The 15,724-nt window shown below is 49.2% G+C and carries 15 protein-coding genes; 3 read left to right on the top strand and 12 right to left on the bottom strand.

The features are described 5' to 3' along the window. Window positions 1-297: 297 nt before the first annotated feature. Window positions 298-636 carry a helix-turn-helix domain-containing protein gene (locus MHH48_RS02100; RefSeq protein WP_076322498.1) on the bottom strand — a complete coding sequence of 113 codons (339 nt, stop codon included), beginning with the start codon at window positions 634-636 and terminating at the stop codon, window positions 298-300. Window positions 637-814: 178 nt separating this feature from the next. On the opposite strand from MHH48_RS02100, the gene MHH48_RS02095 reads away from it, so the two are divergent. The 3 genes from MHH48_RS02095 (at window position 815) to MHH48_RS02085 (ending at window position 2,909) form a co-directional block, all read left to right on the top strand. Further along, a complete protein-coding gene (locus MHH48_RS02095) occupies window positions 815-1,819 on the top strand; it encodes a hypothetical protein (RefSeq protein ID WP_076322499.1) in 1,005 nt (334 codons plus the stop codon). Continuing rightward, a complete protein-coding gene (locus MHH48_RS02090; protein WP_076322500.1) occupies window positions 1,816-2,409 on the top strand; it encodes an NAD(P)H oxidoreductase in 594 nt (197 codons plus the stop codon). Before MHH48_RS02095 ends, MHH48_RS02090 begins: the two co-directional genes overlap by 4 nt. A gap of 86 nt (window positions 2,410-2,495) precedes the next feature. Further along, window positions 2,496-2,909 carry a DUF2500 domain-containing protein gene (locus MHH48_RS02085; protein WP_076322501.1) on the top strand — a complete coding sequence of 138 codons (414 nt, stop codon included), beginning with the start codon at window positions 2,496-2,498 and terminating at the stop codon, window positions 2,907-2,909. 158 nt (window positions 2,910-3,067) lie between these two features. Here MHH48_RS02085 and MHH48_RS02080 read toward each other — a convergent pair whose 3' ends face one another. The 11 genes from MHH48_RS02080 to tnpB all read right to left on the bottom strand — a co-directional run bounded on the left by MHH48_RS02080 (window position 3,068) and on the right by tnpB (window position 15,720). Further along, window positions 3,068-3,487: an OsmC family protein gene (locus tag MHH48_RS02080; RefSeq protein WP_076322502.1), complete on the bottom strand. Its 420-nt coding sequence runs from the start codon at window positions 3,485-3,487 to the stop codon at window positions 3,068-3,070. A 31-nt stretch (window positions 3,488-3,518) separates the two neighbouring features. Continuing rightward, window positions 3,519-4,520 carry a dipeptide ABC transporter ATP-binding protein gene (locus tag MHH48_RS02075; protein WP_076322503.1) on the bottom strand — a complete coding sequence of 334 codons (1,002 nt, stop codon included), beginning with the start codon at window positions 4,518-4,520 and terminating at the stop codon, window positions 3,519-3,521. Next, window positions 4,504-5,526: an ABC transporter ATP-binding protein gene (locus tag MHH48_RS02070; protein WP_076322504.1), complete on the bottom strand. Its 1,023-nt coding sequence runs from the start codon at window positions 5,524-5,526 to the stop codon at window positions 4,504-4,506. Before MHH48_RS02070 ends, MHH48_RS02075 begins: the two co-directional genes overlap by 17 nt. Window positions 5,527-5,548: 22 nt before the next feature. After that, the gene (locus MHH48_RS02065) at window positions 5,549-6,454 is read right to left on the bottom strand and encodes an ABC transporter permease (RefSeq protein ID WP_076322505.1); all 906 of its coding nucleotides are present in this window, start codon (window positions 6,452-6,454) and stop codon (window positions 5,549-5,551) included. Between the two features lie 15 nt (window positions 6,455-6,469). Continuing rightward, entirely contained in the window at window positions 6,470-7,420 is a 951-nt protein-coding gene (locus tag MHH48_RS02060; RefSeq protein ID WP_076322506.1) for an ABC transporter permease, read from the bottom strand. Window positions 7,421-7,519: 99 nt separating this feature from the next. After that, window positions 7,520-9,118, bottom strand: a complete 1,599-nt coding sequence (locus tag MHH48_RS02055; protein WP_076322507.1) for an ABC transporter substrate-binding protein — start codon at window positions 9,116-9,118, stop codon at window positions 7,520-7,522. A gap of 265 nt (window positions 9,119-9,383) precedes the next feature. Then, entirely contained in the window at window positions 9,384-10,334 is a 951-nt protein-coding gene (locus tag MHH48_RS02050; RefSeq protein WP_256720515.1) for a phosphotransferase, read from the bottom strand. A 166-nt stretch (window positions 10,335-10,500) separates the two neighbouring features. Further along, window positions 10,501-11,640: a toxic anion resistance protein gene (locus MHH48_RS02045; protein WP_076322509.1), complete on the bottom strand. Its 1,140-nt coding sequence runs from the start codon at window positions 11,638-11,640 to the stop codon at window positions 10,501-10,503. Window positions 11,641-11,707: 67 nt separating this feature from the next. Next, window positions 11,708-13,396 carry a VWA domain-containing protein gene (locus MHH48_RS02040; protein WP_076322510.1) on the bottom strand — a complete coding sequence of 563 codons (1,689 nt, stop codon included), beginning with the start codon at window positions 13,394-13,396 and terminating at the stop codon, window positions 11,708-11,710. A 15-nt stretch (window positions 13,397-13,411) separates the two neighbouring features. Further along, window positions 13,412-14,155 (bottom strand): hypothetical protein, encoded by a 744-nt coding sequence (locus tag MHH48_RS02035; RefSeq protein ID WP_076322511.1) that lies wholly within the window; start codon window positions 14,153-14,155, stop codon window positions 13,412-13,414. A 425-nt stretch (window positions 14,156-14,580) separates the two neighbouring features. Next, the gene (gene tnpB, locus MHH48_RS02030) at window positions 14,581-15,720 is read right to left on the bottom strand and encodes an IS200/IS605 family element RNA-guided endonuclease TnpB (RefSeq protein ID WP_076322512.1); all 1,140 of its coding nucleotides are present in this window, start codon (window positions 15,718-15,720) and stop codon (window positions 14,581-14,583) included. Window positions 15,721-15,724: the final 4 nt, after the last annotated feature.

Genomic DNA, 15,724 nt, shown 5'->3' with positions numbered 1-15,724 from the left:
TATTAATTCATGGGTGACTCGTCCCGCTGCATATCAGAAATTGATAATCCTTATATTCACGGCCTCCCCAGCCCTACACCCTATCCATTATTATATCTATAGTAACTATTCAATTTCTCGACAAACATAGAAATTGCTAAAATCGCCCGGATTTTAATGAGTCTAAAGAACTAAATATTCTGCGGATATCTAGGCTTTTCCTCTACCCTATGGAAATTATGAGCGACAACAATCTATTTCAAAAAATAAAAAAGCTACGGACCCTTATTAGGTCAGCAGCTTTTATTTTGTCTGTCCTCAAGGTGTAATTACCTTCGATTTCCCATTCAAGTACTTCTCGCCCCATTCACAGATTTGATCAAGGATCGGTTGCAGCGAAACGCCCATTTCACTCAGCTCGTACACGACCTTAGGCGGCACTTGATTAAAGACCGTTCGCGTGATAATCCCATCCTCCTCCAGCTCCCGCAGCGTCTGGGTTAACATTTTCTGCGTAATATCCGGCATCTGCTTCTTAATTTCACTCGTTCGCTTGGGTCCATAACTTAAGTGGCACAGCACAATGACCTTCCACTTGCCGCCGATTACATCCATAGTTGCCTCGGACGGAATATTGTATTGTCGCTCCCCATTCATAAGATCTTCTCTCCTTTTCGAACGTAAGTCGCATAGGACGGATAACAGGCACCTTGGGGTACTAATGATACTTTTAGGTACCTATAGAACCATTAAGTGCGTACTTCCTTTCCGTCATTATATGTTACATAATCCCCTTATACCAGAGCTTAAGCATAAAAATTGGAGGTGAAATGGCATGCAGCGTATATACATTGCCGGAGGTTATGGCGTAATCGGGAGTGCCGTTGCCCGGCATATCCGAACGATCAATCAAGATGCCAAGATTATACTCGCCGGAAGGCATCCCGAGAAGGGGAGCTTACTAGTACAAGAACTAGGAAACGCCCGTACCGCTTTTTTAGATATCCGCCAGGGTCTGTCTCCAACAGAGCTGGAACAAGCCGACCTTATCGTTTCTACCATCCAGGATCCGGCCGACCTCCTCATGCAAGAGGCCCTTGCAAAAGGAATTGCGCATATCGGGATCACCAAGCTTGCCGACGAACTGACACCTATTCTATTCGCCATGCAAAGCCATCCCCCTCAAGCACCGATTGTGCCTCTGGGACATTCGCAAGCGGGAATCCTGACCTTGGTCGCGTATCAGGAGGCGAAGTCTTTCCGAAGCATCCAATCGATCGGCTTGGCGGGTCACTATGATGAACGCGATCCAATGGGGCCTATGACGCTTGAGGAAACCGAGGGATTTATCAACCGTGCCCTCATCCGGGAAAACGGGATATGGAAATGGGTTGAGGCTACGAAGTATCCGAGAAGCATAAGTCTTTCAAACGGTTCCCGGGTAGAGGGCCATCCCATGAGTTTATTGGATGTTCCAAGCCTCGCTGCTGTTACGGGAGCGCCTAATATTCGATTCGATTTCGCCATTCATGACTCTATAGGGACACGGGCTGGAGGCACGGCCTCTCAAGACCTCTACATTGATCTTGAAGGTGTTCTTCTTGACGGCCGTTCCGCGAAACGGAGAATCACGTTGACCGATCCGAAGGGACAGGCGCATTTTACGGCCCTCGGTATCCTCCTTTCCATTGAGCGTATTCTGGGCTGGGATGGCTCACCTCCTGCTCCCGGAGGCTTCTATCTACCTGAAACGCTGGTTCCTCTTGTAACTGCAATGACACGTATTGAACAATTTGGCATTCAAATTCGAAGAGAAGAAAGAGACGGTGAACCCTCATGAAGGTATTAACGGTTGTTACGCATCCACGCGAAAATTCCTTTACATTTGCAATTACCGAGAAGTTTGTACAAGGGCTTCGGGACTCCGGGCATGAAGCGGAGATTCTGGACCTCCACCGCATCGGTTTCGATCCGGTCCTGTGGGAGGCAGACGAACCTGATTGGTCTAATCCTACCAAGATCTATTCTCCTGAAGTAGAAGCTGAAATTGCACGAATGAAGGAACACGACGCGCTGGCCTATATCTTCCCGGTGTGGTGGTACGGAATCCCGGCCATGCTGAAAGGGTATATCGACCGTGTCTGGAATCATGGCTTCGCTTACGGCGGCGGCTCAAAGCTTCATCACCAACAGGTATTATGGCTGGCGCTCGCGGGAGCTTCGGAAGATCATTTTGCCAAGCGGGGCTATGATCAGATGTTATCCCTTTCCCTCAATATTGGAATGGCCGACTACTCCGGAATCAAGAATTCCCGTGTGGAATTCTTCTATGATACGTTGGAGGGTAGACAGGAGCATATGGAGAGTTTGCTCGAGCGTGCTTATCAGCTGGGATTGCATTATGCGGACTCTGGAGTAAGCGTGAAATGACTGATTCTTTAAGATTGAAACATTTCAGTCCATTTTACCGTACATATATACAATGAAAAAATAACGGACAGAGAGGAGTGCAGTCGATGATGCCGCAAGGAACGTCTTTTGGCGGAGGATTTGATTTTATGTTTACGCTGGTTCCCATTCTGATTGGAATTGTATTCGTGATTGTGATTGTGGGCTTCATCTCTAATGGCGCCCGTTATGTTAAGAACGCCAAGTCGCCTCGCACGTCCGAGTTTGCCCGGGTTGTCTCCAAACGTATGGACGTCCGTCACCACACCAATCATCACAACGGGGATAACAGCATGATCCATTCCAGCAATTCATCCCGAACGTATTACTACATCACCCTCGAATTTGATAATGGAGACCGGAAAGAATTCCTCGATGTCAAAAATCTGTATGGCCTTGTTGTGGAGGGAGACACCGGCTATGCCGCCATTCAGGGCGATTGGATCGTCGCTTTTGAGCGGGATGTACAGCCGCAGTCGTAACTAAACGCCATAAGGCATACGGCGAAAATAGATGCAGCACGTACTCATAATATTGCATTGTATGATCCCTTAAGAACAGAACAGCCTTAGTCCGCGATGAAACCTGGACTAAGGCTGTTGTTGGATTCGCTTAAAAGATTAACATAAAAGCGTACCCATTACGCATTGCTGCTCGTTTCGATGGGTTCATTCACTTCGATCAGTTCAACAACGGCCTCACTCTTCAACGTATTACCGATGGTGCAGGCGCGTTCTACGACAGATTTCAGCTTCTCCTTGTACGCTGCCTCCAGGGTTGGCGGCAGCGAGACAAACACGTTGAAGTGCGAGAATTTATTGCTTTTATCTTCTGCCTTTACCGATGAAACTTCAATATGAATAGAGGATTTATCATAATCCACGCCGTCGTAATCCATTATTTTTTGGAGAGATATGGACACGCATAGCGCCAAGGACGCTTCCAGCAGCTCTCTCGGAGACAAGCCGCCCTCCAGATTCGGTCCATGATTTCCGACGAGCTGAAACCCCGCCTCATTGAATATCCGATCCTGGCCCTCTACGATTTTTAACGTTGTCATGTTCTTAGCCTCTTTTCTTTTAGTCTTCGTTTCAGGATGAACGGCTCTCATCAACCAGATGGCAAGCTACCTTCTGGTTGGGCCGAACTTCTCTTAAAGTCGGAACTTCTGCCTTACAGACATCCGTTGCATAGGGACAGCGCGTATGAAAAACACAACCGCTCGGCGGTGATAAGGGGGACGGGATTTCCCCCCGCAACATGATCCGATCCTTTAATCGGCTGTGGGAAAAGTCGGGCACTGCCGAGAACAGCGCCTTCGTATAGGGATGCAAGGGCTCATGGAATAGATCATCCGTTAAAGCTTCTTCCACGATTTTTCCGAGATACATAATGCCGATCCGATCGGAAATATACCGAACCACGCTGATATCATGCGTAATAAATAATAGCGTTAATTTCAATTCCCGCTGCAGACGTTTGAGCATATTCAAAATTTGCGACTGAATGGAGACGTCCAGTGCCGAGACCGGCTCGTCGCATACGATAATCTTCGGATTCATGATAAGCGCGCGCGCCAAGCCCAGACGCTGGCGTTGACCGCCCGAAAATTCATGGGGAAAACGGAAATAATGCTCCGGCTGCAGGCCCACGGTTTTCAAGATGCGAAAGACTTTTTCCTGACGCTCTGCCTTGTCTCCCATTTTATGAATAATCAGGGGCTCCTCCAGAATTCGGCCGATTCTTTTCCTCGGGTTAAGCGATGAGAACGGATCTTGAAAAACAAGCTGTACGTCCTTGCGGAATTTCCGGATTTCCTCCCTCGACATCGTAGCCAAATCCCGGTCCCGGTATAAAACCTGACCTTGGCTTGCCGGGGTTAACCCTAAGATCGTACGCCCTGTGGTGGTTTTACCCGAACCGGATTCTCCAACAAGTCCGTATGTCTCTCCCTCTCTTAATTGAAAAGAAACATCCGTTACGGCTTTCACATATCCCTTGGCGCCCCGTAACTTACCGAAAGATCCGTACACCGGAAACTGCTTGTGAAGGGAGCTTACTTTTAAAATCGAATGATCAGCTGCTTGTTCCAACGGTTGTCTCCCTCCCTTTCGGCTCGTTTATAGCCTCGTAATGCCAGCACTTCACACGATGATCGGTATGGGCCATTCTCATCGGCGGCTCTGAGGTACGGCATAACTCGTCGGCATAAGGACATCGTGTAGAAAAGCCGCAGCCCTGCGGTATATCCGTCAGAGACGGCACCGTTCCCTCAATGACATGGAGTTCATCGTCTCTGTCCCCTTCCAGCTTGGGGATGGATTGGATCAGCCCCTGCGTATAAGGATGGAGCGGCGTATGAAACAACTGCTCCGTGGGAGCTTCCTCCACGATCTGCCCCAAGTACATCACCTTCACGCCCGTACAAATTTCCGATACGACACCCAGATCATGCGTTATGAACAGCACGCCCATGCCCATTTTGCGATTCAAGTCGGCGATCAGCTCCAGAATCTGCGCCTGAATCGTTACGTCGAGCGCGGTTGTCGGTTCATCCGCAATCAACAGGTTCGGCTCACAGGAGAGCGCCATGGCAATCATCGCCCGCTGCTGCATTCCTCCCGACAGCTGATGGGGATATTCATCCACCCTCACTTCCGGAGATGGAATACCCGTCATCCGTAGGATCTCAATAGCTTGTTGACGAGCTTCTTTCTTAGACTTTTTCTGATGGAGGCGTATGGCTTCCTCGATTTGATTACCAATCGTATATACGGGACTTAGGGACGTAAGCGGGTCCTGAAAAACCATGGAGATTTTGTCGCCGCGGACCGCCCGTAATTTAGAAGGCGAGAGAGACAGCAGGTCCTGCTTCTCAAATAGGATCTCTCCCTCGTACTCGATCGCATCCGTATGGTCCAGCAGTCTTATGATCGATTGGGACATTACGCTCTTTCCGCTGCCGGATTCCCCGACAATACCAATGATATCGCCTTTATTCATGGAAAAACTGACTCCGTTCACGGCCGTCACTTTCCCCCGCTCGGTATGAAAATGCGTTTTTAGATTTTTCACTTCCAATAGAGGTTCGCTATTCATGAAAGTACCTCCAGCTTTATATTCATGACTTTCTCAACTTTTGCTTCACGCGAGGATCCAGCCAATCACGCAGTCCGTCGCCCAGCAAATTCAAGCTGAGGACAGACAGAACAAGCGTTGCTCCTGGAAATACAACCATCCACCATGCCTTGTAAATGACAAGCTTGCTCGCCTGCAGAATGTTCCCCCAGCTGGCTTCAGGCGCAGGAATGCCCGCTCCGAGAAAGCTTAGCGCGGCCTCGGATATAATGGCTTCGGCAAATACGAAGGTAGCCTGCACCAGTAGCGGAGATAGCGTATTGGGCACGATGTGCTGCCATATGATGCGCGTGGAGCTTGCCCCCTGGACATGCATCGCCTCGATGTAAGTTTGCTCGCGTACCACCAGCGCGGCCGAGCGAACGACCCGGGCAATATTCGGCGTAAACACGATGGTTAGCGCCGTGATGACATTAATGGCTGATGCGCCGAGTGCAGCCATTAAGGCAATGGCCAGCAAAATACCCGGAATCGCAATCAACCCGTCACAGATGCGCATAAGAATATGATCCAATGTTTTGTAATAGGTCGCATAGACGCCGATCACGAGCCCTAGAGTCGAGGACAGCAGTGCAACCGCCAGTCCTACGCTAATCGATACCCTTGCACCGTACAGAAGCCTCGTTAACAAATCCCGGCCAAATTCGTCGGTACCCAGCCAATGCTCGGCCCCCGGCGGCGTTAAACGGTCCACCACCTTCATGTCATACGGGCCGTAGGATGTAAATAAAGGCCCTAGCATGGCCAGCATCACCAGAACGATAAAGATGGTCGCCCCGATCAAAAGCCCATAGTTCGACCTCAGTCGGCGATATCCTAGTGCACGCTGCTCTTTTTTCAGCTTTTTACTGACTTGAGCGACGTATTCTTTTTCCTGAACAGTTGCCATCCAATCACACCTCTTTTATTTGCGTTCCAAACGAACACGCGGATCAACCGCTCCATAAAGCAAGTCGATGATTAAGTTGATGGTGACGTACATAAGCGTAACTACAAGCACCACGCCTTGGATCACCGCGAAGTCCCTTCTGGCAATGGAATTCAAGATCAATTGACCCAATCCGGGAATATTGAATATCGCCTCCACGACCACGGCCCCTGTCACCAACGTGCCAAACGTTTGTCCAATGACGGTCAGAATGGGCAGAAACGCGCTCCGAAACGCATGTTTGAACAGCACCTTCATTTCATGCAAGCCTTTGGATCTGGCTGTCTTGATGAAATTCAAATTCAGCACTTCCAGCATGGACGAACGGGTCATCCGCGTAATCAGGGCTGCCTGTATGGTCCCGAGGGAAATGCCGGGAAGAATCAGATACTTCATATGTTCCCAGAGCCCGCTACTGAGCGGTTCATATCCAGCCACTGGCAGCCACTGCAGCTTGACGCCAACAAACAGCATAAGGAACAATCCCAGCAAAAAACTAGGTAAAGCCATGCCCAGCAAGGATATCCCCATCAGCGTATAATCTGCGATGGACCCTCGCTTGTAAGCAGCGATAATCCCGAAGGGAATCGCCAGTATAATTGCGATAACCTGTGCCAGAATGGCCAGCGATAGCGTGGGGGTTACATGCTCCGCAATCGCTTCGCTGACCGGCTGATTCATGAAGATCGAATCCCCCAGATCCCCCTTGAACACGTTGGTTACCCAGCTCGTATATTGTTCGAGTATGGGGCGGTCCAATCCCAGGTCCTGATTCAGCTGCTGTATTTCCTCCTGCGACGCCTCCATTCCCAATATGGCCGCCGCCGGATCCCCTGGTGTAATGTGGATGATCAGAAAAATAGCGATGGTGACAACGGCCAGTACAGGAATCAGCGACAAAAGTCTTTTCGTAATATAAGCCAGCACGGCAAACCCCTCATTTGTACATGGTCTATGAATCCAATTTCAAAAAAGGAAGGTGTTATCGAAGTTACTCCGGTAACTTGTAACACCCTCCATATACGCTTACTTCGCTACTTTGGCATTCCAAACCACCGGTGCTTCGAACAACTCGAAGCCTTCAAGCTTCTTCGTTGTGGCGACGACGCCATTATAATGGCCGATGACGGTGGAGGAAGCAAATTCGTACAGGAAGCCCTGCAGCTTCTCCCATTCCTGCTTGGCGGCTTCCGGCGTAGCTGCGCCGCGAATATCGATCAGCGCCTGTTTGACCGTTTCATTATCAAGACCGGCCCAATCCGGATTGACGGCCAGCAGCTGCGGCGGCGTAATCTGATAGCCCGTGCTCGCAACGAAAATGTCCCACTTGGAGCGGTCGTTCTTCGTTTCTAGGAACGTCGGGAAATCGAAATTCTCCACTTTTACGTTCATGCCGATCTGGCGAAGCTGCTCCTGAATGACCAATGTAGCCGTGTACATCTCGTTATAGTCCTTGGTCGTCAGCAGCGTGATTTCTTCACCGTTATACCCTGCTTCTTGCAGCAGCTGCTTGGCCTTCTCCGGGTTCGACTGGTTGTAATACTCCGCCCCGGCTTCGGTCGACCATTGGACTTGGTTCGTATTCAGGTAACCCGGCGCCAAAGAGTATAAATCCGGCTTGGCAAAGCTCGCCAACATGATCTCTTCATTATTTAACGCGGCAAGAATGGCCTGGCGAATCTTCACGTCCTGTAACAATCCCTCGCTGGTATTGAAAAATGCGGTCAGTGCACCTCCAGGGAACGAGAGCAAATTGATATTGTTGTCGGCAGCAAGCTCATCATAGCTTTCGATCGGAATGCTGTCTGCCACATCATACTGTCCGGTCTTCACGCCTGCAATGCGCGTGGAATGGTCGGTGACAAAATGGAAGTAAAGATTTTTCGTAAGAGCTTCTTTTTTTCCGTCAAACCCGCTTGGCTCCGTATCCACCAATTGATGATAATCTTCATTTCGCACCAAATGTATGTACTGATCCTGTTTCCATTCCTGGAATTTATAAGGTCCTGTACCGATGTACTCCTTGATTCCGTCAGCCGGCGCCGCGTCTACAATCTCTTTCGGCATGATGGAAGGGAACTGCGCTTGCGATGCAATAAGAATCAACACGTCCGACGTAGGTGCCTCTACGGTCAGCTTCACGGTATACGTATCGACGGCTTCGAATTTAGCATTCGTCAGCAGCACTTTCGCACGGGACGAAGTCACCAGCCAGCGGTTCATCGAGGCTACAACATCCTCGGAAGTCATCTCTTTCCCGTTGTGAAACTTCACGCCTTGGCGAAGGGCGAAGGTATACGTTAACCCATCCTCGCTTCGTTCGACGGACTCTGCCAGAGACGGTACGGGCTCATAATTTGCATTAAGCGTGTACAGCTGCTCGAAGATGTTGCCGGCTGTATCCAGCGCAACCGCCGATACCGTCAAGGCCGTGTCCAACGTAGGCGGCTGAGCCGTAAGCGCAATGTTCAGCTCGTCTTTATACTCTTTTTGTTCGACTTGCTTCTCACTTCCTTTGTCTTCAGCGGTGCCCTCTGCCGCCTGATCGGAACCGCTGCCGCATGCCGCAATCAACATCATCAGCACGATCGACGATAAGAGTAAACCTAGCTTTCTGGCTTTCATTGTAATCCCCCCATGTAGTAGACATATGCATATGAAATGTATGCATCATGCTCTGTCAAAAAACTCGTGAAACGAACGCACCCCTAAAACTAAGTTATCTTGTAGGTTTAATAAGTTATGCAAATACTAATGGATTCGAAACAGGCTGTCAATGCAATAATTGATCGTGCTAGAATTAATTTCCTATTAAGAGGAACCCGCTGCGGCAGACCTTTACATTAATTAAAAAAAGCCCTGGTTCCGTCTCGAACCAAGGCTTTTTCGCTTATTCAATTGCTGGGAAACTTCGCAAAATCTTTTCCTTGCGTCCCCTCATATACCATTGCCCCCACGGATGGAGTTTATCAATCTTCCCGCTACAAGCATGGAATAGCTTGATATAACGCCCCATTTCTCGCAGCTTCATGAAATACGGAATTTCTCGAAACCACTTATCCTCCAGATGATGCTCCAGACGGTATCCTTCTAGAAACGGGGTCAGAAACTGATCCGGCTCCGCATCTGCCCCTTCGGTTAAACCCGAGAAAAACGCGGCGACCGCAATATCATCAATGAACCATGAATACCGGCTTGCATCAAAATCAATCAGACACAAGGTATCCCCATTTACAAAAAAATTGCCGTAATGAAAATCCGCATGGATCAGTCCATAAGCGTCCGCAGCAATCGGAAGCTCCGAAATATAATGGAGCAAAACCTCGTAACGACGGGTGACGCCTTTCTCGGTTAGCGGTAAATCGATATACCGAACCTTTTCCGCCTCATCCGACCAATCAGGGCGTCTTGTAACGGGATCCAGATGGGTGTACCCTTTGGTGATGCGGTGCATGGAGCCCATGAATTGGCCCATTCGCTTGTATAATCGCTCATTGGCATCGTTCTCTCCGACCGGACGCCCCTTGGCCTCCTCGTAACACACCGCCGTATATTCACGGTCCTCCATCCGGATACGTTCCGCCAGATTCCCTTCCACTGAATAAAGCGGTCTCGAAACGCATACTCCCTTACTTCCAAGAAACTCGGCCCACTGCACCTCGCCCTCAATTTTCGCATATGGTTTATGGGACTCGTCGGTCAAGCGTACATACACGGTCTCCGCACCCCTTCGATAAGAACAGACAAGGCTGTGTTCGGAAAAATGCGTCTGGAGTCTTTCCCTCTCCAAGAGTCCGAACCTGCTTACAGCGGCGGCCATAAGTTCCCTTCTTCGTTCCAATTGCATCGCCTCCCTTCACCATCCGGATGATCAAGCATTCACTGGGCATTGATTTCTGCATATGCCTACCTGTTCAATAATTTTCGAACCTAAGCATGCCCAGCAGCAAAAAGAGTGCGCAGTCTCGTACCTACACACTCTTTTTTAAAATATGTCCCGTCCTGTCTTACAGTCCCAGCTTCTGCCCCCGCTCCAAGCGCTGGATCTGCTGCTCGCCTGTTACCGCCAGCTCACTGAATTGATGGATCGTCTCACGCATCCGCGGGAGCGCCTCCTGCTTGTAAGTGCTGATGGAATCGAGCGCCGACAGCACATCCGTGAACGCTTGCTTCAAGGTATCGACGGAGATGCTCGTTTCCAGCGACTGCTTGTGGATCGCCGCACCTTGATCCTTCAGCATTTTGGAGGTAGCGCTGATCAGATTGTTCGTGGTTTCGTTCAGCAGCTCGATTTTCTTCAGGACAATCTTCTGGTTGTACAGGGCACTAGCCACCGTGACCGAGATTTTCAGCGCCGTTACCGTCACGTTTCTCGCCCGATCTACGCCGCGAATTAATTCTTTGTTGTTCCGAATGACCACTTCAATCGCCATAATCCCCTGCTGGTTTACGACCAGCATCTGCTGCAGGTCCATCACGCGCTGGCGCAGCGGGAACAACACCTCTTCGGTAATAAACCGGATTTTATCCTCCGACTCCTGCCGCTTTTTGGCCGCCTCGACCTGGGATTCGATCTCTGCGTCCATAAGCATCCCCAGCTGAATTTCCTTTTGCAGCTTTTTGGTTAGCTCGCGGAGGGTTTGCTGTTCAATCTCCAGCGTGGTGTTGTCGTTCTTTAATACGGTTTTGCCTTTATCAAGAGAAATGATGATATCTGAAATGACGGCATCCGCCTTTTGAAACTTGGCAAAATATCGGCGCAGCGGGTTAAACACCATGCCCAGCAGCCCGCTCTTCGCAAAATCCACAACGCTCGGGTCCAAATCCTTCAGCTGCAGCTGCAGCTCCGTTAACCCTTTGGCCACTTGACCGCCTTCATCCCCGGTTTTCGATAATCTTCCCACCTGAACCTGCAGAAGCGCATTCTTCTCCGAGGAGGATCTCATCGAGCTGATGCCAAAGCTCTCGATGGATTGCAGCACCTGTCTTCGCTTCTCGAGCGATTCGATATCCAGCTCCATGATGGCCTGCACATTGTTAGCCGCCAGCTCCTTCAGCTGCGTGACTTCTTCCGGCTCAGGCTTCACCTGCTCTTCAATCGCCGTCTTAATCTCTTCGGGACTAATGACTTCCATCGTAAATGACAATATAACCCCTCCTACAAGTTTCTTGTGTGAACCATTTCGTTATATGTGAAAAACGCTTGTAATGCTGCTACATCTGCACATTCAGCAGCTGGCCGATTTTGTATACGACATCGTCGGTATCCGCGTTGATGCTGGCTGCTTCATTGATGCTGGATATGCTCTGGAGCGCCTGAATGTTGGCATTATAGCCGATCGTGTATACTGGGATTTTATACGCTTTGATCAGTTCCCGGATGTCATCCAGGGAGTGCCCAACGTTCGTCTCCCCGTCACTCAGCACAAAAATCAGAGGTTTCACGTCCGGATTCGCCGCCATCTCGTCCTGAAGCATCTTCATTGCCACCACAATGCCGTCAAAGGTCGCGGTATTCCCGCTGGCTTCAAGGCTGTTGATCGCCCCGACAAACATCGACTGTTGATTCAAGTCGTACTTGCCGATCGGAAGATTAATCGTGACATCCGTGGAATACGATACAAAGCCGATACTGTTGTCCCGGCCCAAATATTTCTGCCCGGTCAACAGCGATTCCTTGAGGCGGTTTAACGGCTCGCCGTCCATGCTTCCCGACACGTCCGCTACAAACACAGCCGCAACCGGCTTGTTGCCATCTTTTTTCTCTTTCCAAAGCTTCTGCGCAGAAGGCAGCAGACTGCTGTCGACAACTTCAAGCTCGGATTGATAATCGTTAAGACCATTGAACCCTTTTTTGTCGGCTAACTTCTGGTATTTGTCCTGCTCAACAAACGCCGCGAATTTCTTAATGATGTCCAGCTTCTCCTTCGGCACTTTCCCGAGCGCATACAAGGGACTGTCGTGCCTTACGCCAAACGGGGTAAAGACGTAACCGCTCTTCATGTCCGCCGCGTTGACATAGGTCTGATACTCCAGGACAAAGGCATCCAGCATGCCGGACTTCGCTGCATCGCGCATCTGGATTGTGGTCGAAGCCGTGAAAGGGACGTTCGCCTGGAATTTCTCGAAGCCCTGTACCGCTTTTTCGCTAAGCAGATCGGAGCTGTCAAACGTTTCAAGGGCCGTGATCAGGAAGTTTAGACCCGTGGAGCTCGCAAAAGGATCTGTGTAACCCATCGCCAATTCGTTATTCGATATCGCATCCGTCAGCGTCTTGACGTTCAAGGAGCCGTACTTCTCCACCAATTCATCGTATTTGGCCTTTCGAGTGACAACGCCGGTCACGTTCCCCGTGAGGCGCTTGGATACAAGCTCGGCCTTGACGCCATATTCCTTGACCATCTCCCCCCACAGTTCATTAGAAGGCGTAAAAGCGTCCGGCACGTACTTTCCGGATGTTATGTAATCGGTTGCGGTTCCCGACGCGATATTACGGATTTTCACCGATACCGGCTTGCCGTTCACCACCGGCTTGGAGTTGTTGAACTCCGCTGCCACTTCATTCAACCAACCGTCAATACCAGGCCCTGCCTTCTCGGGCGAGGAGAAGATCTCAACATACAAGTCCGTTGTATTCTCGACCGAGATCGGAAACTTGGATATATCGGGCAGAGAGTCGGCTACGGCAACCGGGTCCAGATCGACTTGGCCTTTTATGGGATCCGCCGTCGTGACCACAATATCCTTGTAGATTTTGTTGATTTTCTTAGCCGCGCCTTCCGAATCGACCTCAGACTGGCTCTTGCCCAGATTGGAGGTTAACGTGATCCCCGCATACACCAGAACAAACACGACCACTGCAATGGCCACTAATACGACAAAGGCACTCCCTTTGCTTCGCATAATCATCTCCCTCTCTTATTGCTTATATAGTTTGGTTTGCTTGATTAACGTATCGATTTCCTTCATGCATGGCATCTCCTCCACATCCCGGTAATCGGTGCTGCCAAGCAAGGAAATCTCCAGCAGCAGTTTATCGAGTTTGAGCATGATTTCTTCATTCGCTTCCAGATAACCGGTCACGTAAGCCAGATACTCTTGGTATAAGGCTGTTTTTTTCTGCGCCACCTTGCTGGATAGCTGGGATGCTTTGGGCTGATCGGCCATGCGGTTGAAATCGGATGCGGCGAAGACGCCCAGCTTGTTCAGAATCCCTCGGATATTGAGATAGAACAGCTTCTCGACCTCATCGATGACCGCAATGAATTTCTTGTAACTGAGCTCCGTTTGCTCAAAACGCTGACCCAGGACATCCAGCAGCGCGTTTCTCTTTTTCTCGATTCGTTCCAATTGGTCCAGGGCAAGGGCGATATCATTCTTCAGCACTTTCACGTTGCGATAATGATGAAGCGCGTCTATGTAATCCTCACGGGTCTGAATCGTTTGGATCGCCTTCACAGCCGGAGGCTTGAATAACAAAACATAACTGCCATAAAAGAGTGCAAGAACACTAACAATCCATACGGTAATGACCGATGCCGACTGGAAGGCGCTATCGCCGCCAATATGGAATCCGAGCAGCCCGGGCGAAACCAGCACAATATTTACGATCGCGATAACCGCCATAAGCAGGAGCAGCTTCACGGATTTCGAGCCATTCAAGAATTAACACCTCCCTTACTCCTATAGAGCGATGACTGATTCGACTTATAACCGCCTTTTAAAATATCCGTAAAACATAGGTAAATGAAGGATATAACACATACTACGTCTCATTTCGAAGTTAGATGCATTTTCCTCACGCGATAGGCCTGCCGATTCACAATTCATTCCATTTGGTATCAGATAACTCGCCTTGCTAATATGATACGGGCATGATCGTCCCGTGTCTGGAAAGCCATGGTGGAACGCAGAGAATTGTTGTAAGAATAGAGGCGCCAAGCCGAGGCAAGCAAGATCATAGAGGTAGGGTAACTATTTGAACCTCTCATCACTAAAGTGACGAGATTCCTAAGTACAGGGTTCTATCGAACCCTAATTAATTAGGCTATCCCCGTAATTTCCTACGGTTACTGCACAACGACTCACTACAACTGTGCAGACAGAAGTCTTTTTCCTTCATGGAGGATATTCTTACTTGCATTCCAATCTCGATCGTGATGAGAATGGCACACTGGGCAAGTCCATTCACGAAGCTTCAGGTTTTTAACTTCTTTGTTCTTAAACCCACAACAAGAGCATAGCTGTGAAGATGCGAACGTTTTGCATACAGGGACCACTGTGCGTCCATACCATTTCGCCTTGTACTCTAACATCGTTCTGAATTGCGTCCAAGATACTTCGCTAATTGCCTTAGCTAGTTTGCCGTTTTGCAGCATATTCTTTACTTGCAAGTCTTCAATCGCAATGTTGTCGTGGTTTTTGACAATATGCGTTGAAATCTTATGTAAGTAATCTGCTCTCGAATTGGCAATACGTTCATGGATTCTAGCTACCTTAAGCTTTTGCTTCTGATAGTTTCTCGATTCAGCAAGAGGTCGCTTTTGTATCAATGCTACTTCTTTCCTTCTTGATAGAATACGTTGTTCTTTAGCTAGTTTTGCTTCTAGCGCTCGAAAGAACTTAGGGTTTGGGAAGTTTTCCCCATTAGTCAGAACGGCAAATTCCTTCAATCCCACATCGATTCCAACCGAAGAGTTCGTCTCAGCCAATGCTTCCACTTCTACTTCTGCACGTATAGACACAAAATACTTACCCGTGGGGTTGCGTCTGACTGTAGCATTCAAGATACGCCCTTCTATTTCTCTGGATTTTGCAAATTTAACTAAACCTAACTTTGGAAGTTTGATTTTGTTGTCTATTATAGCGATGTTGTTGTTGGTGAAGTTGGTTTGATAAGACTGAACAGGGCTCTTCTTGCTCTTGAATCTTGGAGCATCATTCTGCTTTTTGAAGAATCGAGAATACGAGTCTGCTAAATTCTTTAGTGCGTTCTGCAAAGAGAACTTATCGGGTTCTATGAGCCAATCCAGCTCCTTCTTAAGTTTGGTTAGTTCGGCTGAACATGTTCCGTAAGTAAGTCCCTTGCCCGTCTCTTTGTAAGTTGTATTCCACTTCCCCAGAAAGTGATTGAACACAAAGCGACTACAGCCAATCGTCTTAGAAATGAGGACAGCTTGTTCTGTGGTAGGATAAATGCGGAACTTGTACGCCTTGTGTACTAGCATGGAT

Source organism: Paenibacillus sp. FSL F4-0100 (genome assembly GCF_037993005.1).
GTDB lineage: Bacteria > Bacillota > Bacilli > Paenibacillales > Paenibacillaceae > Paenibacillus_AQ.
Note: the sequence above shows the minus strand (reverse complement) of the source record. Positions and strands in the feature narration are given on the sequence as shown.

Excerpts from the sequence above, each read along its gene's own strand:
- MHH48_RS02100 (WP_076322498.1), bottom strand. The coding sequence starts at position 636 with ATGAATGGGGAGCGACAATACAATATTCCGTCCGAGGCAACTATGGAT.
- MHH48_RS02095 (WP_076322499.1), top strand. The coding sequence starts at position 815 with ATGCAGCGTATATACATTGCCGGAGGTTATGGCGTAATCGGGAGTGCC.
- MHH48_RS02090 (WP_076322500.1), top strand. The coding sequence starts at position 1,816 with ATGAAGGTATTAACGGTTGTTACGCATCCACGCGAAAATTCCTTTACA.
- MHH48_RS02085 (WP_076322501.1), top strand. The coding sequence starts at position 2,496 with ATGATGCCGCAAGGAACGTCTTTTGGCGGAGGATTTGATTTTATGTTT.
- MHH48_RS02080 (WP_076322502.1), bottom strand. The coding sequence starts at position 3,487 with ATGACAACGTTAAAAATCGTAGAGGGCCAGGATCGGATATTCAATGAG.
- MHH48_RS02070 (WP_076322504.1), bottom strand. The coding sequence starts at position 5,526 with ATGAATAGCGAACCTCTATTGGAAGTGAAAAATCTAAAAACGCATTTT.
- MHH48_RS02065 (WP_076322505.1), bottom strand. The coding sequence starts at position 6,454 with ATGGCAACTGTTCAGGAAAAAGAATACGTCGCTCAAGTCAGTAAAAAG.
- MHH48_RS02055 (WP_076322507.1), bottom strand. The coding sequence starts at position 9,118 with ATGAAAGCCAGAAAGCTAGGTTTACTCTTATCGTCGATCGTGCTGATG.
- MHH48_RS02040 (WP_076322510.1), bottom strand. The coding sequence starts at position 13,396 with ATGCGAAGCAAAGGGAGTGCCTTTGTCGTATTAGTGGCCATTGCAGTG.
- tnpB (WP_076322512.1), bottom strand. The coding sequence starts at position 15,720 with ATGCTAGTACACAAGGCGTACAAGTTCCGCATTTATCCTACCACAGAA.